The organism is Nonomuraea sp. NPDC050540 (assembly GCF_044457485.1).
GTDB lineage: Bacteria > Actinomycetota > Actinomycetes > Streptosporangiales > Streptosporangiaceae > Nonomuraea.
The window spans coordinates 489,899-508,889 of record NZ_JBITHA010000004.1 but is presented as its reverse complement, the minus strand read 5'-3'; the positions used below and the strand labels follow the sequence as shown (position 1 = coordinate 508,889).

The window sequence follows — 18,991 nt, the reverse complement described above, 5'->3', positions numbered from 1 at the left end:
AGTACGCGTTTGTGTTTAAGCATGTAATGTCCGAAAATGGGCTACATGCCTGACGAGAAGCGTGGTGTGTTGTTCGGGGTCGCGGCCTACGCGATGTGGGGGCTGTTCCCCCTCTACTGGCCGCTGCTCAAGCCCTCGGGAGCGCTTGAGATCCTCGCCCACCGCATGGCGTGGTCGTTGGTGGCGGTGGTCGTCATCCTCGCGGTGAGGCGGCACTGGTCGTGGTTCAGGGAGTTGCTGAAGCAGCCCAGGAAGCTCGTCCTGCTGGCCCTGGCCGCCGTGATCATCACGGTCAACTGGGGCACCTACATCTACGCGGTCAACACCGGCCACGTCGTCGAGGCAGCCTTGGGGTACTTCATCAACCCGCTGGTCAGCGTGTTGTTCGGGGTCCTGCTGCTGCGCGAGCGGCTGCGGCCGCTGCAGTGGGCGGCGGTGGGGTTCGGCATGCTGGCCGTTGTCGTGCTCACCCTCGACTACGGCCGGCTGCCGTGGATCGCGCTCACGCTGGCCGTCAGCTTCGGCGTGTACGGGCTGGTCAAGAAGCAGGCCAACGTCGGCGCCGCCGAGAGCCTCACCGTCGAGACCCTGGTCCTGCTCACGCCCGCCCTCGGCTACCTCGTCTACCTGGAGGCCTCGGGCCAGGCCACCTTCGGCCACACCAACCCGGGCCACGCGCTCCTGCTCGCCGGCGCGGGGCTGATCACCGCGGTTCCGCTGTTGTTCTTCACCGCCTCGGCCATCAGGGTGCCGCTGAGCACGATCGGCGTCCTGCAGTACATCGCGCCGATCCTGCAGTTCCTGTGCGGCGTCCTGATCGTCAAGGAGACCATGCCGCCGAGCCGCTGGATCGGCTTCTCGATCGTGTGGCTGGCTCTGTCGGTCTTCACCTACGACAGCATCAGCGCCGCGCGGGCCAACCGGAAGCGGGCCGCCGCCGAGCTGGTCAAGACGGCGGCCTGACCGTGCTCGACGGCATCTACGCCGGCGACGAGCAGGTCTTCCGCTTCTATCCCGACGGTCTCGTCCTGGATGTTCTGGTACGGCCCGCCCCCACCCCCCGGAGCGGAGCCCTCATCGCCACCTGGCTCCGCCGGGAAGACCCACCGGCCGGCGTCCACACGGCCCGCTACACGCGCGACGGCGGCGCGTACACCTTCGAGACCAGAGGCCATCTCAGAGACGAGCAGGTCGTCGTCCGGGCGACGAAGGCCAAGGACCATCTGGTCGTCGACCGCCGCGACGGCGGTCGACTACGCCGCAACCTCCGCTTTGATCGGATATATCCCGAAAAATCAGCCTGAGCGTTCCACCACGTAGTCGCACAAAGCGAGAAACGCGTCCTTCGCCGGAATGTTCGGCAGGCCCGACAGGTCGGCCCGCGCCCGGTCCACCCACGCGTCCAGTTCCGCACGGGCCTGAGCCATCGCCGGGTGCGCCCGCAGCAGCGTCAGCGCCTCCTCCAGGTCCTCCTCCGCCACCGGCCCCGACAGCAGCGTCTTGAGCCGCGAGTCCTCGGGCGAGGCCAGCAGGTAGAGCACCGGCAGCGTGCGGATGCCCTCGCGCAGGTCCGTCCCGGGCGTCTTGCCGGACTCCGACGAGGTCGAGGCCACGTCGAGCAGGTCGTCACCGAGCTGCCAGGCCACGCCGATCGCCTCGCAGGCCCGGCTCAGCCGCTCCTCCACGCCCGTGGGCGCGCCCGACAGCAGCGCCCCGAACCGCCCGGAGGCGGCGATGAGCGAGCCGGTCTTGTCGGCCAGCACGTTGATGTAGAAGGAGATCGGGTCGTCGCCGGGACGCGGGCCGATCGTCTCCCTGATCTGGCCCTGCACGAGCCGGGAGAACGTCTGCGCCTGGACCCTGATCAGGTCCGGGCCGAGGTCGGCCAGGAGGTCGGAGGCCTGGGCGAACAGGTAGTCGCCCGTCAGGATGGCCACGGTGTTGTCCCACCGGGCGTTGGCCGACGGGGAGCCGCGCCGTACCGGAGCCTCGTCCATGACGTCGTCGTGGTAGAGCGAGCCGAGGTGCGTCAGCTCGATCACCACCGCGCCCGGCACGACGCCGGGCGCGGACGGATCGCCGAACTGGGCCGCCAGCAGCAGCATCAGCGTGCGGAACCGCTTGCCGCCCGCCTCGATGAGGTGCTTGGACGCCTCCGTGACGAAGGCGTCCTCACTCTCGACCGACGAGCGCAGCAGCTTCTCGACCGCGTTCAGCCCACTGGCGATGTCCTGCGCCAACCGCTCATCCTCAATGGGCAGATCAACAACCGGTGGCGCGGACATAGGTACCCCTATCTAATGAACAGGCCGGACGCAGCCTGGTTGGCGATGTCGAGTGCGGGCTGCGGGAAAAGCCCGACTCCTACCGTAACCAGCAGCGCGACGCCGATGACCACCGCGGTGCCCATGCTGGGCGCGACCACGGTGGGGCCGTCGGCGGCAGGCTCGCTGAAGAACATCAGCACGATGACGCGGACGTAGAAGAAGGCCGCGATCGCCGAGGCGATGACACCCACGACGACCAGGCCGGTCATCCACGCGCCCATCGAGTCTCCGGTCTGCGTGCCACTGCTCACGGCAGCCGCGAACACGGCGTACTTCCCGAAGAACCCGCTGGTCAGAGGGATACCAGCGAAAGCCAGCAGGAAGAAAGCGAACACACCGGCAAGCAGCGGAGATCTCTTCCCGAGTCCGGCCCAGCGGGACAGATGACCCGCCTCGCCGCCGGGGTCGCGCACCATGGTGACCACGGCGAACGCGCCCACGGTGGTGAAGCCGTAGACCAGCAGGTAGAACAGGATCGCCGACAGCGAGGCGGCGTTCTTCTCCGCGGCCTCGAACGTCGCCATCACGCCGATGAGCAGGAAACCCGCGTGCGCGATCGAGGAGTAGGCCAGCATGCGCTTGATGTCGGTCTGCGTGATCGCCAGGATCGCACCGACGATCATCGTCAGCGCCGCGACCACCCACATGACCGGACGCCAGTCCCAGTCCAGGTTGCCCAGAGCCACCCAGAACACCCGCAGGACCGCGCCCATGGCCGCCACCAGCGTGCCGGAGGCCATCAGGGCGGTGACCGGCGTCGGGGCGCCCTGGTAGACGTCCGGCTTCCACGCGTGGAAGGGGGCCGCACCGATCTTGAAGAGCAGGCCCACGCCGAGCAGCGAGAGGCCGAGCAGCAGCAGCGGGTCCATGAGCGAGCCGGTGGACATCGACTGGCTGATCCCGGGCAGGCTGACCGTGCCGGCGTAGCCGTAGATCATGGCCATGCCGTACAGGAAGAAGGCCGAGGAGAACGCGCCGAGCAGGAAGTACTTCAGCGAGGCCTCCTGCGACAGCAGGCGGCGCCGGCGGGCCAGGCCGCACAGCAGGTACAGCGGCAGCGACATGACCTCCAGGGCCACGAACATCACCAGCAGGTCGTGCGAGGCCGCGAACAGCAGCATGCCGCCGACGGCGAAGAGCACCAGCGGGTAGACCTCGGTGTGCGCGCTACCGCTCGTCTCCGCCTCCTCCTCATCCGCACTCCCCGGTACGGCCGCCGCCGACGCGACGAAGTGCCCGTCGTCGTTGACCATCAGCACGGCGCCCAGCGAGAGCACCAGGATGACGCCCCAGATGAACAGCGAAGGACCGTCCACCGCGACGGCGCCCATCGCCGAGGCCGTGGTCGGCACGCCGCCCCTGGCCACCTGCACGATGACCAGCGCGAAGGCGCCGATCAGGCTCAGCAGCGAAAGCGGCACCTGGATGGACTTGCGCAGGTAGCGCGGCGCGAACGCCTCCACCAGGACGCCGATGCAGGCCGCGCCGAAGACGAGCAGCAGCGGCGCGAGCTGCCCGTACTCGATGGTCGGCGCCTCGAAGCCGTTCACTCTCCGGCCCCCTTCTCAGCGATGGCGGGGTTCTTGACGTCCACGTTGGTGAGCGTGTGCTGCACCGACGGGTTGATCACGTCGAGCAGCGGCTTCGGGAAGAAGCCGAACCCGATGATCAGGGCGACGAGCGGGGCGAGCACCACGACCTCGCGGACGTTGAGGTCCTTGAAGCCCTTGACGCCCTCGGCCGTCGGGCCGTTCAGCGCCCGCTGGACCATCCACAGGATGTAGACGGCGGCGAGGATGACCGCCACCGCGGAGACGATCGCCGCCACCGCGAGGGCGCCGGATCCGAACGCCTGGCTGGAGTACGTGCCGATCATCACCATGAACTCGCTGACGAACGACGACAGCCCCGGCAGCGACAGTCCGGCCAGACCGGCGATCAGGAAGAACCCGGCCAGGACCGGGGCGACCTTCTGCACGCCTCCGTAGTCGGCGATGTACGGCGAGCCGCGGCGGGAGATGAGGAAGCCCGCGACCAGGAACAGCGCGCCGGTGGCGAAGCCGTGGTTGACCATGTACAGGGCGGCGCCGGACTGCGCGACCTGGGACATCGCGAAGACGCCCATGACGATGAAGCCGAAGTGCGAGATCGAGGTGTAGGCGATCAGGCGCTTCATGTCCGTCTGCCCGATGGCCACGATCGCGCCGTAGATGATGCTGATCACCGCGAGCACCACGATCGGCATCGTGAACGCCTTGGCCGCCTCCGGGAAGAGCTCCAGGCAGAAGCGCAGCATGCCGAACGTGCCGACCTTGTCGAGCACGCCCACCAGCAGCACGGCCGCGCCCGCCGGAGCCTGGGCCGCCGCGTCGGGCAGCCAGGTGTGCACGGGCACCAGCGGAGCCTTGATGGCGAAGGCGATGAAGAATCCGGCGAACAGCCACTTCTGCGTGGCCGGGTCCTGGATGGCGCCGACGAGCTCGGGGAACATGAACGTGCCCTTGCCCGCCGCGAAGTACAGCCCGATGACCGCGACCAGCATGAGCAGGCCGCCGAACAGCGAGTACAGCAGGAACTTCACGGCCGCGTAGGACCGCTGGGCGCCGCCGTAGGAGCCGATCATGAAGTACATCGGGATCAGCATGGCTTCGAAGAAGATGTAGAAGAGGAAGATGTCGGTCGCCGCGAAGACGCCGATCATCATCGTCTCCAGCACCAGCAGCAGCGAGAAGTAGGTCTTGACCGACCTCTTCGGCGCGATGACCGTGCCGTCCGCCGTCTTCACGCCGTCGGCGTCGTTCCACGAGGCCAGCACCACGATCGGCACCAGCACCACGGACAGGGCGATCAGCACCAGCGCGATGCCGTCCACCCCGACGCCGAACTTGACCCCGAAGCTGGGGATCCAGTTGTACTCGGCCACGAACTGGAAGCGGTCGCCGCGCGGGCTGAACTGCACCGCCATGACGAGCGTCAGCACCATGACGACCAGGGAGACCAGCAGGGTCACCTGCTTGGCCAGCTTGTCGCTGCCCTTGGGAAGCAGGGCCACCACGACGGCGCCCAGCACGGGCACCGCCATGAGGATGGGAAGCCAGGGTGACATCAGATGTTCCCAACGAGGAGCAGGGCGCCGGCCAGGAGGGCCGCACCGAACAGGATGGACAGCGCGTACGTTCTGGCGAAGCCCGTCTGCAGCCGCCGCATGCGGCCCGAGGTCCCGCCGATCGCCGCCGCCAGCCCGTTGACCAGGCCGTCGACGCCGCGGTTGTCGAAGAAGACGGCGATCCTGGTCAGCCACTGGCCGGGGCGCATGAACAGCGACTCGTTGAGCGCGTCGCCGTACAGGTCGCGCCGGGCGAAGACGGTCAGGAACGAACCGCGCGGCGCCAGGACCGGAACCTCGGACTTGCCGTACTTGTACCAGGCGAAGCCCGCGCCCAGGGCGACGAGGGCCAGCGACGACAGCCCCACCGTGGTGGTGCTGAACAGGTGGAACTCGGGCAGCCGCTCAGGCAGGCCGACGGCCGGGGCGAGGAACTTCATGAACCGGTTGTCGCTGATCAGGTAGTAACCCAGGCCGATCGAGCCGAGCGACAGCAGGATCAGCGGCACCGTCATGACCGAGGGCGACTCGTGCGGGTGCGCGTCCTTGTCCCAGCGCTTCTCGCCGAAGAACGTCATGAAGATCATGCGGGACATGTAGAAGCCGGTGATGCCCGCGCCCAGCACGGCCAGCCAGCCCATCCACTGCCCGTGCTCCATGGCCGTCTCCATGATCCCGTCCTTGGTGTAGAACCCGGACAGGAACGGGAAGCCGATGATCGCCAGGTAGCCCACCATGAAGGTGGCGAAGGTGATCGGCATGAGCTTGCGCAGCCCGCCGTACTTCCTCATGTCGACCTCGTCGTTCATGGCGTGCATGACCGAACCGGCGCCGAGGAACATGTCGGCCTTGAAGAAGCCGTGCGCGATGAGGTGCGCGATCGCGAAGGCGTAGCCGGCGGGGCCGAGGGCGGCGCCGAGCATCATGTAGCCGATCTGCGACATCGTCGAGCCGGCCAGGCCCTTCTTGATGTCGTCCTTGGCGCAACCGATGATCGCACCGGCCAGCAGGGTCGCGACGCCGACGATGGCGACGACGAGCGAAGCCGTACTGGATGCCTCGAAGAACGCGCCCGAGCGGACCACCAGGTAGACGCCGGCGGTGACCATGGTGGCGGCGTGGATGAGGGCCGAGACCGGGGTCGGGCCCTCCATCGCGTCCAGAAGCCAGGACTGCAGCGGCAGCTGGGCCGACTTGCCGCACGCGCCGAGCAGCAGCAGGAGCCCGATCGCGGTCAGCGTGCCCGAGGAGGCCTCGCCCACCTTGCCCTGCAGGTCGCCGAAGGCGAGCGTGCCGAAGGAGGTCCAGATGATGAACATGCCGACCAGCAGGCCGAAGTCGCCGACGCGGTTGACGATGAACGCCTTCTTCGCCGCGACCGCGGCCGACGGCTTGAACTGCCAGAACCCGATGAGCAGGTAGGACGCGAGACCCACGCCCTCCCAGCCGATGAACAGCCCGACGTAGTTGTCGGACAGCACCAGCAGCAGCATCGCCGCGACGAACAGGTTCAGGTAGGCGAAGAACCGGCGCCGGTCGGGGTCGTGCGACATGTAGCCGATCGAGTAGATGTGGATCAGCGATCCGACACCCGTGATCAGCAGCGCGAAGCTGATCGACAGCGGGTCGATCAGCAGCCCCATGTCGACCATGCCGGGGATGAACTCATACAGGTGTACGGCCAGCCGCCGGTTCTCCTCGGGAAGCCCGAGCAACTCCACGAACCCGAGCACCGCCACGACGAACGAGGCGAGCGACATCGCCACGCCCAGCAGGTGTCCCCACTTGTTCGTGATCCGGCCGAGAACCAGCAGAATCGCGGCGCCGAGGAGTGGCAAGGCGATCATCAGCCATGACACACCGATCGCGCCGCTGCCAGCGAAATCGGCGATCTTAACGGGATCCACCAGTCACCCCTCAGTACTTCAGCAGGTTCGCGTCGTCCACGGACGCCGACCTGCGGGTTCGGAAGATCGTCACGATGATGGCCAGACCGACCACGACCTCGGCCGCGGCCACCACCATCACGAAGAACGCGATGATCTGGCCTTCGAGGTTGCCGTTCTGCCTGGCGAAGGTGACGAACGCGAGGTTGCAGGCGTTGAGCATCAGCTCCACGCACATGAACACCACGATCGCGTTACGCCTGATCAGCACACCGAGCGCGCCAATGGCGAAAATCAGCCCCGAGAGGATCAGGTACTGCGTCGTCACTTCGAGTCCTCCTCGACCTCGACCGAGTGCTTGATCGCCTCGGCGAGCTTCGGGTCGGCGGGCAGGTGGCCGTGCTCGACGTCGTAGCGCGCGATGTAGCGGTTGACCGACTTCTCGGAGACCGAGCCGTCGGGCAGCAGCGCCGGCATGTCGATGGCGTTGCTCCGGGCGTACGTGCCGGGGCCGGGCAGCGGCGAGGGCTGGTCGCCCTGGAACCGGGCGCGCGAGAGGTCCTTCTGCGTGGCCTTGGCGGTGAGCCGCTCGCGGTGGGCGAGGACCATCGCGCCGAGCGCCGCGGTGATCAGCAGCGCCGAGGTCACCTCGAAGGCGAACACGTGGCGGGTGAAGATCTGCCCGGCCAGCGAGCGGATGTAGCCGCCCTGACCGGTCGCCGCGGCCAGGCCCTTGGCGTTGCCGAAGACGGCGTTGCCGACGGCCAGGATGATCAGCGAGGCGAAGCCGAGCCCGGCGATCGCGGCCCAGAAGCGCTGCCCCTTCAACGTCTCCACGAAGGAGTCGGAGGAGTCGACGCCCACCAGCATGAGCACGAACAAGAAGAGCATCATGACGGCGCCGGTGTAGACGATGATCTGCACCGCGGCGAGGAACGGCGCGTCCTGCGCCGCGTACAGCACCGACAGGCAGAGCATGACGCCGCCCAGCATCAGCGCGGAGTAGACCGCCTTGCGGCTGAACACCACGCCCAGGGCCGCCGACACGGACACGACGGCGAGCACCCAGAAAGTGACTTGCTCACCCATTGGTCCGTCCCAGGCGGTAGTAGTCCTCTTCGGTCTCACCGAGCCGCATCGGGTGCGGCGGCTGCTCCATGCCCTGCGTCAGCGGTGCGAGCAGCATCTCCTTGGTGTAGATGAGGCTTTCACGGTTGGTGTCGGCCAGCTCGTACTCGTTGGTCATGGTCAGCGCGCGAGTCGGGCAAGCCTCGATGCAGAGACCGCACAGGATGCACCGCAGATAGTTGATCTGGTAGGTGCGCCCGTAGCGCTCGCCCGGGGAGAAACGCTCCTCCTCGGTGTTGTCCGCGCCCTCGACGTAGATCGCGTCGGCCGGACACGCCCATGCGCACAGCTCACAGCCGACGCACTTCTCCAGCCCGTCGGGCCAGCGGTTGAGCTGGTGGCGACCGTGGAAGCGAGGGGCCGTGGGCCGCTTCTCCTCCGGGTAGTTCACCGTGACGGGCTTCTTGAACATCGTGTGGAAGGTGACGCCGAAGCCCTTGACGGGGTTCAGCCAATCAGTTAGTCCCACTGGGAACCTCCTTGTGCTGCACCCCGTGGTAGTGCGGCAGATCGAGCGGCGGCACCGGGAATCCGCCGGCGGTCGGCTCGCGGTCCAGCTCCTCGAACTCCGCGGCGACCTTGGCCTTCTCGGCTTCCTTGCGGCGCTGGTTGACGGTGTCGAACCGGGCCCAGATGCCGAGCGCGCCGAGGACCACGACGGCGGTGATCGTCAGGACGACCGCCATGCTTCCCTCGAAGCCGGAGGTCGGACCCTCCTTGACGTACATGATCGCCCGGACCGAGGCCACGAGCATGATCCACGCCAGGTTCAGCGGGATGAGGACCTTCCAGCCCAGCGACATCAGCTGGTCGTAGCGGACACGCGGCAGCGAGGCCCGTACCCAGACCACGAAGGAGAAGACCAGGACGAACTTGATGAAGAACCAGAGCAGTCCCCACCAGCCCTCGTCCGGCAGGCCGAAGGGCGCCTGCCAGCCGCCCAGGAACAGCGTGATCGCCATCGCCGACGCGGTGAACGTGTGCAGGTACTCGCCCATCATGATCAGGGCGAACTTCAGCGAGGAGGAGTACTCGGTCTGGAACCCGCCGACCAGCTCGCCCTCGCCCTCGGGCAGGTCGAACGGGATACGGGCGGCCTCGCCGAAGCCACAGATCACGAAGATCAGGAAGGACGGCAGCAGCAGCACCACGTACCAGGAGGGCATCGGGATGCCCCAGAACTCCCCGCCCGTGGCCTGCGCCTTGACGATCTCCGACGTGGACAGCGTCCCCGCGAACAGGAACACGCCGACGAAGGACAGTCCCATGGCGATCTCGTAGGAGACCACCTGCGCCGCACTCCGCAAACCACCCAGCAGCGCGTACGGCGAGCGCGACGACCACCCGGCCAGCACGACGCCGTACACCGAGATGGCGCCCATGGCCAGCATGAACAGCACCGCGACCGGAAGGTCCACCAGTTGCAGCGGCGTCTGCACGCCGAACAGGTTGACCATGCCGGCGAACGGCGTGATCGAGAAGGCCAGGAACGCGGGGATCACCATGATGACCGGAGCCATCAGGTAGAGCGCCTTGTCCACGGTGTTCGGGAACAGGTCTTCCTTGAGGCCCATCTTCAGGCCGTCGGCCACCGACTGCAGCAGGCCGAACTTGCCCGCCCGGTTGGGGCCGATGCGGTTCTGCAGCTTGGAGATGAGCTTGCGCTCGTACCAGACGCCGAACAGGATCCCCAGCATCAGGAAGACGAAGAGCATCAGCGCCTTGACGATGGTGATCCAGAGCGGATCCTTGCCGAAGTCGGCCAGGGTCGGTTCCGTGGCGAGGAGGATCATGAAGCGCTCCCGATCGTGACGATGTCGCCGGACACCGCGCGCAGGTCGCGGGTGACCGAGCTGCCGCCGGAGTTCGCCGGCACCCACACCACACGGTCGGGCAGTTCGGCGATGCGCACCGGCAGCGTGATCGCGTCGCCGATGACGAGCTTGTCGCCGTCGCCCACGCCGATCTCGGCGGCGGTGCTCTCGGAGACCAGCGCCTCGGCCGCGCGGGAGGTGCCCGCGAGGTAGGGCTCGCCGTCCTGCATGCGGCCGTCGTCGAGCAGCAGGTGCCAGGTCGCCAGCAGCGCCTGACCCGCCTGCGGCGCCCCGGCGGCGCCGCCGCCGACGTTGGGCGCGGCCACGTGGCTGCCGCGCCAGGCGCCGACCGAGCCGAGCTCGCGGCGGGCGGCCTTGGCGTCGGGCAGACCCAGGTGCACGTCCAGACGGTCGGCCAGGTTGCCGATCACGTGGAGGTCGCTCTGCAGGCCGGGCACCCGGATGGGCGCCTCGAACGAGCGGCCGCGGCCCTCCCAGTTGACGAACGTGCCGGACTTCTCCTGCACGGCCGCGACGGGCAGCACCACGTCGGCGCGGTCGGTGACCGCGCTCGCGCGGATCTCCAGGCTGACGATGAACGGTGTGTTCTCCAGCGCGGCCAGTGCGGCGGCCGGGTCGGCCAGGTCGTAGGGGTCGACGCCGGCGATCACCAGCGCGTCGATCTCCTCGGCCCGCGCGGCGGCCAGGATGCCGTCGGTGTCGCGGCCCGGGGTGGCCGGCAGCGAGGCGACGTTCCACGCCCTGGCGATCTCCGCCCTGGCGCTCTCGTCCTCGACCGGACGGCCGATCGGCAGGAGGTTCGGCAGCGCGCCGGCCTCGATGGCGCCACGCTCGCCGGCCCTGCGCGGGATCCAGGCGACCTTGGCGCCGGAGGCGGCGCTTAGCCGTACCAGAGCCGACAGGGCGCCCGGGGCGGTGGCGAGCCGCTCGCCGGCGAGCACGATCGTGCCCTCGGCCAGCGTGCCGATGAGGTCGCCGATGGCTTCGGCCTCGGCGCCGGGGGCGGTGCGGATGAGCGTGCCGCCCATCTTGGCCAGCCCCTTGGCGGCGAACGGCGCGATCGCGGTGACCTTCAGTCCGTGCTTCTTCCAGGCCTTGCGCAGGCGCAGGAAGACGATCGGCGACTCCTCCTCGGGCTCGAAGCCGACCAGGACGACGGCCGGGGCCTGCTCCAGGTCGGTGTAGGAGACCTCGATGCCCTTGCCGGCGACGGCGTGGGCGAGGAACTGGGTCTCCTCGGCCGAGTGCGGCCGGGCGCGGAAGTCGATGTCGTTGGTGCCGAGCGCGAGCCTGGCGAACTTGGAGTAGGCGTAGGCGTCCTCGACGGTCAGCCGGCCGCCGAGCAGGACACCGGTCCTGCCGCGGGCCGCGGCCAGGCCCTCGGCCGCGACGGCCAGCGCCTCGGGCCAGGAGGCCGGGACGAGCACGCCCTCCTCGTTGCGGACCAGCGGCGTCTTCAGCCGGTCGGGCTGCGTGGCGTAGGTGAACGCCCAGCGGCCCTTGTCGCAGTTCCACTCCTCGTTGACCTGCGGCTCGTCACCGGCCAGCCGGCGGGTGACCCGGCCGCGGCGGTGGTCGGTGCGCTGGGCGCACCCAGAGGCGCAGTGCTCGCAGACGCTCGGCGAGGAGACCAGGTCGAACGGCCGGGCGCGGAAGCGGTAGGCGGCACCGGTCAGCGCGCCCACCGGGCAGATCTGGACGGTGTTGCCCGAGAAGTAGGACTCGAACGGCTGGCCGTCGGCCACCCGTACCTGCTCCTTGGCCCCGCGCTCGAAGAAGTCGATGAACGGGTCGCCGGCGATCTGGTCGGAGAAGCGGATGCAGCGCGCGCACTGCACGCAGCGCTCGCGGTCGAGCAGCACCTGCGTCGAGAGCGGCAGCGGCTTGGGGAAGGTCCGCTTGTGCTCGTGGAAGCGGGACTCGCCCTGGCCGTTGGACATCGCCTGGTTCTGCAGGGGGCACTCGCCGCCCTTGTCGCAGACCGGGCAGTCGAGCGGGTGGTTGAGGAGCAGGAACTCCATGGCCGCCCGCTGCGCCTTCTCGGCCACCGGCGAGGTGAGCTGGGTCTGCACGACCATGCCCTGGGCGACCTCGATCGCGCAGGAGGGCTGCGGCTTGGGGAAGCCGCGGCCGTTGCCGGCGTCGGGGATGTCGACCAGGCACTGGCGGCAGTTGGCCGCCGGGTCGAGCAGCGGGTGGTCGCAGAACCTCGGGATCTGGATGCCCAGGAGCTCGGCGGCCCGGATGATCAGGGTGCCCTTGGGGACGCTGACCTGGAAGCCGTCGATGCTCAGGGTCACCAGGGAGGTTTCTACAGCGGTGGTCGTCACTGGTCACCCCAGACAGTGGACTTCTTCGCGTCGAACGGGCAGCCGCCGACCTCGAAGTGCTTGAGGTACTCGTCGCGGAAGTACTTCACCGACGAGTGGATCGGGCTGGCCGCGCCGTCGCCCAGGGCGCAGAAGGACCGGCCGAGGATGTTGTCCGCGATGTCGGTGATCGTGGACAGGTCCTCCTCGGTGCCCTGACCGGCTTCCAGGCGCTTGAGCACCTGCTTGAGCCAGTAGGTGCCCTCGCGGCAGGGCGTGCACTTGCCGCAGGACTCGTGGGCGTAGAACTCCGTCCAGCGCAGCACGGTCCTGACCACGCAGGTGGTCTCGTCGAAGATCTGCAGCGCGCGGGTGCCGAGCATCGAGCCCTTGAGGCCGACCTGCTCGAAGTCGAGCGGCACGTCCAGGTGCTCGGCGGTGAAGATCGGCGTGGAGGAGCCGCCCGGGGTCCAGAACTTGAGCTCGTGGCCCGCGCGGATCCCCCCGGCCATGTCGAGCAGTTCGCGCAGCGTGATGCCCAGCGGCGCCTCGAACTGGCCGGGCCGCGTGACGTGCCCGCTCAGCGAGAAGATGCCGAAGCCCTTCGACTTCTCCGTCCCCATCCCGGCGAACCAGTCGGCGCCGTTGGTGAGGATCGAGGGAACACTGGCGATCGACTCCACGTTGTTCACGACAGTAGGCGAGGCGTACAGGCCCGCCACGGCCGGGAACGGGGGCTTGAGCCGAGGTTGACCGCGACGCCCTTCGAGCGAGTCGAGCAGCGCCGTCTCCTCGCCGCAGATGTACGCCCCCGCGCCCGCGTGCACGACCAGGTCGAGGTCATACCCGGAGCCGAAGACGTCCTTGCCGAGGTAGCCCTTCTCGTACGCCTCGCGCACGGCCGCGTGCAGCCGGCGGATGACGTGGAGCACCTCGCCGCGTACGTAGATGAAGGCGTGGTTGGCGCGGATGGCGTAGGACGTGATGATGATGCCCTCGACCAGCGAGTGCGGGTTGGCCATCATCAGCGGGATGTCCTTGCAGGTGCCCGGCTCCGACTCGTCGGCGTTGACGACGAGGTAGTGGGGCTTGCCGTCACCCTGCGGGATGAAGCCCCACTTCATGCCGGTGGGGAAGCCCGCGCCGCCGCGACCGCGCAGGCCGGAGTCCTTGACGGCCTGGATGACCGCGTCGGGATCCATGCCGAGGGCCTTCTTCGCCGCCTCGTAGGGGCCGTAACCCTCGAGCGTGAAGGAGTTGGGCTGGTCCCAGTTGGCGGTCAGGACCGGCGTCAGCGTAGTCGTCATGCCTCAGGGGCCTTCCATCCGTTGGCCTTGGCGACCTTGAGGCCCTCCAGCGAGGCGCCGGCGGCCGAGGGGCCGTCGCCCGCCAGCTCGTCGGGCAGCCCGGCGAGCACGCGCGAGGCCTCCTTGAAGGAGCAGAGCTTCTTCGGGCCGCGGGTCGGCGAGACGCTCTTGCCGTCACGCAGGTCGTCGACGAGCTGCTTGGCCGAGTCGGGCGTCTGGTTGTCGAAGAACTCCCAGTTGACCATCATGACCGGGGCGAAGTCGCAGGCCGCGTTGCACTCGATGCGCTCAAGCGAGACCTTGCCGTCGGCGGTCGCCTCTTCGTGACCGACGCCGACGTGCTCCGACAGCTCTTCCCAGATCTGGTCGCCGCCCATGACGGCGCACAGGGAGTTGATGCAGACGCCGACGTGGAAGTCTCCGGCCGGGCGGCGCTTGTACATGGTGTAGAACGTCGAGACGCCCACCACCTCGGCCTTGCTCAGGCCCAGGATCTCCGCGCAGAACTCGTGGCCGTCGTCGGAGACGTAGCCCTCCTCCGACTGCACCAGGTGCAGCAGGGGCAGCAGCGCGGAACGAGTCTTCGGGTAGCGCCCGATGATCTCCTTCGCGTCCCGCTCAAGACGCTCGCGGACCTCCGGTGAATAACTCACCGGTCAACACCTCCCATAACCGGGTCGATAGAAGCCACCGCGGCGATCACGTCGGCGACCTGTCCGCCTTCCGTCATGGCGGGGAAGGCCTGCAGGTTCGTGAAGGAGGGCTCGCGGAAGTGCACGCGGTAAGGCCGGGTGCCGCCGTCGCTGACCACGTACGCGCCGAGCTCGCCCTTGGGCGACTCGATCGAGGCGTACGCCTGGCCGGCCGGCACCCGGAAGCCCTCGGTCACCAGCTTGAAGTGGTGGATCAGGGCTTCCATGGAGCTGCTCATGATGTGCGCGATGTGGTCGGGCGAGTTGCCGAAGCCGTCGGGGCCGAGCGCGAGCTGCGCCGGCCAGCCGATCTTCTTGTCCTCGATCATCACGGGCTTGCCCTTGAGCGGACCGGCGATCCGGTCGAGAGCCTGCTCGATGATCTTGAGGGACTCCTCCATCTCCTTCATGCGCACCAGGTAGCGGGAGTAGACGTCGCAGCCGCGCTCGGTGGCGACCTCGAAGTCGTAGGTCTCGTAGCCGCTGTAGGGCTGCGACTTGCGCAGGTCCCAGGGCAGGCCGGCGGCGCGCAGGATCGGGCCCGTGACGCCCATCGCCATGCAGCCGGTCAGGTCGAGGTAGCCGACGTCCCTGGTCCGGCGGACGTAGACGGGGTTCTCGTCGAGAAGCTTGCGGACGTCCTTGATCCGCTTGGGCATCTCCTTGAGGAACTCGCCCACCTTGTCCACGGCGCCCGCGGGCAGGTCGACGCTGACGCCGCCCGGCCGTACGTAGGCGTGGTTCATGCGCAGGCCGGTGATGTACTCGAACAGGTCCATGATCAGCTCGCGGTCGCGGTAGCCGAACAGGAACGGCGTCGTCGCGCCCAGCTCCATGCCGAACGTGCCCATCGCGACCAGGTGCGAGGCGATGCGGTTGAGCTCCATCATCATCACGCGGATCGCCTGGGCCCGCTCGGGGACCTGGTCGGTGATGCCGAGCAGCTTCTCCACGCCCATGCAGTACGCGGTCTCGTTGAAGATCGGCGCGAGGTAGTCCATGCGGGTCACGAACGTGGTCCCCTGGGTCCACGTCCGGTATTCCATGTTCTTCTCGATGCCGGTGTGCAGGTAGCCGATGACGCCGCGCGCCTCGGTGACCGTCTCACCGTCGAGGGTCAGGACCAGGCGGAGCACGCCGTGCGTGGACGGGTGCTGCGGGCCCATGTTGATGACCAGGCGCTCTTCCTCGGAGTCGCGCGCGCTGGTGACGACCTCGTCCCAGTCGCCGCCGCTGACCGAGTAGACCTTGCCCTCGGTCGCCTCGTCGTAGCCGGTGCTCACGAGTGATCCTCCCTTCGGTCGTCAACGCATGAAGCTCGACGCGGCTCGCTCATGCGTAGGACCTCCTCTCGTCCGGCGCGGGGATCGTGGCGCCGCGGTATTCGACCGGGATGCCGCCCAGCGGGTAGTCCTTGCGCTGCGGGTGACCGTCCCAGTCGTCCGGCATCATGATCCGCGTCAGCGCGGGGTGTCCGTCGTAGACGATGCCGAAGAAGTCGTACGCCTCGCGCTCGTGCCAGTCGTGCGTCGGGTAGACGCCGACCGACGACGGGATGTGCGGGTCGTCGTCCGGCGCGCAGGTCTCGACGCGCACCCGGGTGTTGTGCGTGATCGAGACCAGGTGGACGACCGAGTGAAGCTCCTCGCCCTGCAGGTGCGGGTAGTGCACGCCGGTCACGCCGAGCGACAGCTCGAAGCGCAGGCCGGCGTCGTCGCGCAGCTTCTGCAGGACCTCCACCAGGCGCTCGCGCTTGACGTGGAGGGTCAGCTCGCCCCTGTCGATGACGACGCGCTCGATGGCGTCGTCCATGTCGAGGGTGTCGACCAGGGCGTCGAAGTAGCCGCCGAAGGGGCGCGGGGTGGACAGTTCGGGGGCCCGCCGTACGACGAGGCCGCCGTAGCCCGAGGTGTCGCCGGTGTCGTGGGCGCCGAACATGCCCTGCCGGGCGATCGGCGTCTGCGGCGGCTCGGTCCCCGGTACCTCGGGGAGGTTGTCGCTCACTTGCCCGCCCCCTGGTCGATCAGCGGAAGCGTACGCAGGGCCTGCAGTTCGAGCTCGTCGATCTGCTTCTTGCGGTGCGCGCCGAACTTCATGTTCTGGATCTTGTCGTGCAGCTTCACGATCGAGTCGATCAGCATCTCCGGCCGCGGCGGGCAGCCGGGCAGGTAGACGTCGACCGGGATGATGTGGTCCACGCCCTGCACGATGGCGTAGTTGTTGAACATGCCGCCGCTGGAGGCGCACACGCCCATGGAGATGACCCACTTGGGCTCGGCCATCTGGTCGTAGATCTGGCGCACGACCGGCGCCATCTTCTGCGACACGCGGCCGGCGACGATCATCAGGTCGGCCTGGCGGGGAGACGCCGAAGCGCGCTCCATGCCGAAGCGCGCCAGGTCGAAGTGGGGGCCACCGGTGGCCATCAGCTCGATGGCGCAACATGCGAGGCCGAACGTGGCCGGCCATACGGAGTTCTTGCGCGCCCAACCGGCGGCCTGCTCGACCGTGGTGAGGATGAACCCGCTGGGGAGTTTCTCTTCAAGTCCCATAATCAGTCCCAGTCCAGACCCTTGCGGCGCCACACGTACGCATAGGCGACAAGCACGGTGACGATGAACAGCACCATCTCGACCAGCGCGAACACCCCGAGGCCCGAGGCGATCACCTGGCCGTCGGCGCCCTTCAGCGGGGCGAAGGAGACCGCCCACGGATAAAGGAAGATGATCTCGATGTCGAACACGATGAACAGCATCGCGGTGATCATGTATTTCAGCGGGAAGCGTCCGCCACCGACAGGCTGGGGCGTCGGCTCGATGCCGCATTCGTAGGCGTCAAGCTTGGCGCGGTTCCAGCGCTTGGGACCGGTGAACGGAGCGACCGCGACCGAGAAGATCGCGAAGCCTCCCGCGAGAATGGCGAGCACCAGGATGGGCACATAAAGGTCCATCGCTACGCCTCCTCTTCTGTCGCAACGCGCGCGGGCGCGCAGTCTGACCTATAAGTTTGCCGGGTGGGTCTGCGGTTCATGCTGGTGGGGCGACCTTCGAGAGTGCGTTGATGATCCTGTCTGACGCATCGCCTCGCCGGTCGGTGAGATTACCAAGGAGTTTGAGCGCGAAGCGCATCAGCCTCGGGTGAGGCAGCCCGTGCCTCGTACCGAAGCTCATCACACCTGGCTTCCCGATCGCTTCGACGAACAATCTGCCCAAGGTGAAATATCCGCCATACGCGTCCTTGAGGACCTGCGGGTACGTGCGCAGGATACGTTCCTGCTGCGCGGGAGTGGTGCCGCGAAGCGCCTTCGCGATCACCTCGGCCGCGATCTCGCCCGTCTCCATGGCGTAGGCGATGCCCTCGCCGTTGAACGGATTGATGGCGCCGCCGGAGTCGCCGACGAGCACCAGGCCGCGGGTGTAGTGCGGCTGCCTGTTGAAGGCCATCGGCAGGGCCGCACCGCGGATCGGCCCCGTCATGTTCTCCTCGGTGAAGGCCCATTCGGCGGGCATGTTCCTGCACCACCGCTTGAGGAGTTCACGGTAGTCGATCTTGCCGAAGGCGTCACTGGTGTTGAGAAGGCCGAGCCCGACGTTGCTGGTGCCGTCGCCGACGGGGAAGATCCACCCGTAGCCCGGCAGCAGCGTGTCCTGGTCCCACAGTTCGAGCCACGTCTCGAGGTAGTCGTCGTCGTGGCGCGGGCTCTGGAAATAGGTGCGTACGGCCACGCCCATCGGACGGTCCTCGCGCTTGTGCAGCCCCATCCCGAGCGCCATGCGCGTGCTGTTCCCGTCGGCGGCGACCACGAGGCGGCTGCGGTAGGTCGCGCCGTCCTTGGTGGTGACACCGGTCACGTGCCCGCTGCGGTCGTCCAGGATCGGCCCGGTGACGTTGACGCCCTCCATGAGGCGTACCCCGGCCTTGACCGCGTGGGCGGCCATGATCTGGTCGAAGTCTTGGCGGGTGCGGACCAGGCTGAAGTCGGGGAAGCTGTCGAGCTGCGGCCAGTCGAGCTCGAAGCGGAGCCCGCCGCCGACGACCCGCAGACCCTTGTTCCTGATCCAGCCGGGCCCGTCGATGTCGACGCCCATGTTCTGCAGTTGCTTGACCGCGCGTGGGGTCAAGCCGTCTCCGCAGACCTTCTCCCTGGGGAAACGCGTCTTCTCCAGGAGGAGCACGTCCAGCCCTGCTCGGGCCAGGTAGAACGCGGTCGCGGAGCCTGAGGGACCGGCGCCGACGACGATGACGTCGGCGTCAACTGTGTTCATGGTCGCGCCCGCTCACCACTCGTTGGCATCGTGCCTCGCTCTCTCGTGGCGAGCTCCTGCGCTTGGCGTATGGCTGCTGGCACGGTCACTGGACTGTCCTGTCCTGTCCTACACGCTCGAAGGCCGTGGGGTATGG

At 68.1% G+C, this 18,991-nt stretch carries 18 protein-coding genes; 2 read left to right on the top strand and 16 right to left on the bottom strand.

The window, feature by feature from the left end; all coding sequences use genetic code 11:
* Positions 1-45 precede the first annotated feature (45 nt).
* Positions 46-963, top strand: coding sequence for an EamA family transporter RarD (gene rarD, locus ACIBI5_RS16975; protein WP_397247676.1), 918 nt, complete (start codon positions 46-48; stop codon positions 961-963).
* A 2-nt stretch (positions 964-965) separates the two neighbouring features.
* Positions 966-1,304 carry a hypothetical protein gene (locus tag ACIBI5_RS16970; RefSeq protein ID WP_397247674.1) on the top strand — a complete coding sequence of 113 codons (339 nt, stop codon included), beginning with the start codon at positions 966-968 and terminating at the stop codon, positions 1,302-1,304.
* Here the strand turns inward: ACIBI5_RS16970 and ACIBI5_RS16965 are convergent.
* The 16 genes from ACIBI5_RS16965 to ACIBI5_RS16890 all read right to left on the bottom strand — a co-directional run bounded on the left by ACIBI5_RS16965 (position 1,296) and on the right by ACIBI5_RS16890 (position 18,855).
* The gene (locus tag ACIBI5_RS16965) at positions 1,296-2,285 is read right to left on the bottom strand and encodes a polyprenyl synthetase family protein (RefSeq protein WP_379638235.1); all 990 of its coding nucleotides are present in this window, start codon (positions 2,283-2,285) and stop codon (positions 1,296-1,298) included. The genes ACIBI5_RS16970 and ACIBI5_RS16965 overlap by 9 nt on opposite strands.
* Positions 2,286-2,293: 8 nt before the next feature.
* Positions 2,294-3,877, bottom strand: coding sequence for an NADH-quinone oxidoreductase subunit NuoN (gene nuoN / locus ACIBI5_RS16960; RefSeq protein WP_397247672.1), 1,584 nt, complete (start codon positions 3,875-3,877; stop codon positions 2,294-2,296).
* Entirely contained in the window at positions 3,874-5,433 is a 1,560-nt protein-coding gene (locus ACIBI5_RS16955) for an NADH-quinone oxidoreductase subunit M (RefSeq protein ID WP_397247670.1), read from the bottom strand. Before ACIBI5_RS16955 ends, nuoN begins: the two co-directional genes overlap by 4 nt.
* Entirely contained in the window at positions 5,433-7,280 is a 1,848-nt protein-coding gene (gene nuoL, locus ACIBI5_RS16950) for an NADH-quinone oxidoreductase subunit L (protein ID WP_397247668.1), read from the bottom strand. The genes ACIBI5_RS16955 and nuoL overlap by 1 nt, the downstream gene beginning before the upstream one ends.
* Positions 7,281-7,350: 70 nt before the next feature.
* Positions 7,351-7,647: an NADH-quinone oxidoreductase subunit NuoK gene (nuoK, locus tag ACIBI5_RS16945; RefSeq protein ID WP_184958585.1), complete on the bottom strand. Its 297-nt coding sequence runs from the start codon at positions 7,645-7,647 to the stop codon at positions 7,351-7,353.
* The gene (locus tag ACIBI5_RS16940; protein WP_397247666.1) at positions 7,644-8,408 is read right to left on the bottom strand and encodes an NADH-quinone oxidoreductase subunit J; all 765 of its coding nucleotides are present in this window, start codon (positions 8,406-8,408) and stop codon (positions 7,644-7,646) included. Before ACIBI5_RS16940 ends, nuoK begins: the two co-directional genes overlap by 4 nt.
* The gene (gene nuoI, locus ACIBI5_RS16935; RefSeq protein ID WP_090931991.1) at positions 8,401-8,916 is read right to left on the bottom strand and encodes an NADH-quinone oxidoreductase subunit NuoI; all 516 of its coding nucleotides are present in this window, start codon (positions 8,914-8,916) and stop codon (positions 8,401-8,403) included. Before nuoI ends, ACIBI5_RS16940 begins: the two co-directional genes overlap by 8 nt.
* A complete protein-coding gene (gene nuoH / locus ACIBI5_RS16930; RefSeq protein WP_397247664.1) occupies positions 8,903-10,240 on the bottom strand; it encodes an NADH-quinone oxidoreductase subunit NuoH in 1,338 nt (445 codons plus the stop codon). The genes nuoI and nuoH overlap by 14 nt, the downstream gene beginning before the upstream one ends.
* Complete coding sequence (locus ACIBI5_RS16925) at positions 10,237-12,612, bottom strand: NADH-quinone oxidoreductase subunit G (protein ID WP_397247662.1); 2,376 nt, start codon at positions 12,610-12,612, stop codon at positions 10,237-10,239. Before ACIBI5_RS16925 ends, nuoH begins: the two co-directional genes overlap by 4 nt.
* The gene (gene nuoF, locus ACIBI5_RS16920; RefSeq protein ID WP_397247660.1) at positions 12,609-13,898 is read right to left on the bottom strand and encodes an NADH-quinone oxidoreductase subunit NuoF; all 1,290 of its coding nucleotides are present in this window, start codon (positions 13,896-13,898) and stop codon (positions 12,609-12,611) included. Before nuoF ends, ACIBI5_RS16925 begins: the two co-directional genes overlap by 4 nt.
* Positions 13,895-14,551: an NADH-quinone oxidoreductase subunit NuoE gene (gene nuoE / locus ACIBI5_RS16915; protein ID WP_397247658.1), complete on the bottom strand. Its 657-nt coding sequence runs from the start codon at positions 14,549-14,551 to the stop codon at positions 13,895-13,897. The genes nuoF and nuoE overlap by 4 nt, the downstream gene beginning before the upstream one ends.
* The gene (locus ACIBI5_RS16910) at positions 14,548-15,873 is read right to left on the bottom strand and encodes an NADH-quinone oxidoreductase subunit D (RefSeq protein ID WP_397247656.1); all 1,326 of its coding nucleotides are present in this window, start codon (positions 15,871-15,873) and stop codon (positions 14,548-14,550) included. Before ACIBI5_RS16910 ends, nuoE begins: the two co-directional genes overlap by 4 nt.
* 49 nt (positions 15,874-15,922) lie before the next feature.
* A complete protein-coding gene (locus ACIBI5_RS16905) occupies positions 15,923-16,594 on the bottom strand; it encodes an NADH-quinone oxidoreductase subunit C (RefSeq protein WP_397247654.1) in 672 nt (223 codons plus the stop codon).
* The gene (locus tag ACIBI5_RS16900) at positions 16,591-17,142 is read right to left on the bottom strand and encodes an NADH-quinone oxidoreductase subunit B family protein (RefSeq protein WP_184958604.1); all 552 of its coding nucleotides are present in this window, start codon (positions 17,140-17,142) and stop codon (positions 16,591-16,593) included. The genes ACIBI5_RS16905 and ACIBI5_RS16900 overlap by 4 nt, the downstream gene beginning before the upstream one ends.
* A 2-nt stretch (positions 17,143-17,144) precedes the next feature.
* The gene (locus ACIBI5_RS16895) at positions 17,145-17,540 is read right to left on the bottom strand and encodes an NADH-quinone oxidoreductase subunit A (RefSeq protein ID WP_184958606.1); all 396 of its coding nucleotides are present in this window, start codon (positions 17,538-17,540) and stop codon (positions 17,145-17,147) included.
* Between the two features lie 76 nt (positions 17,541-17,616).
* Complete coding sequence (locus tag ACIBI5_RS16890; protein WP_397247652.1) at positions 17,617-18,855, bottom strand: geranylgeranyl reductase family protein; 1,239 nt, start codon at positions 18,853-18,855, stop codon at positions 17,617-17,619.
* Positions 18,856-18,991 lie beyond the last annotated feature (136 nt).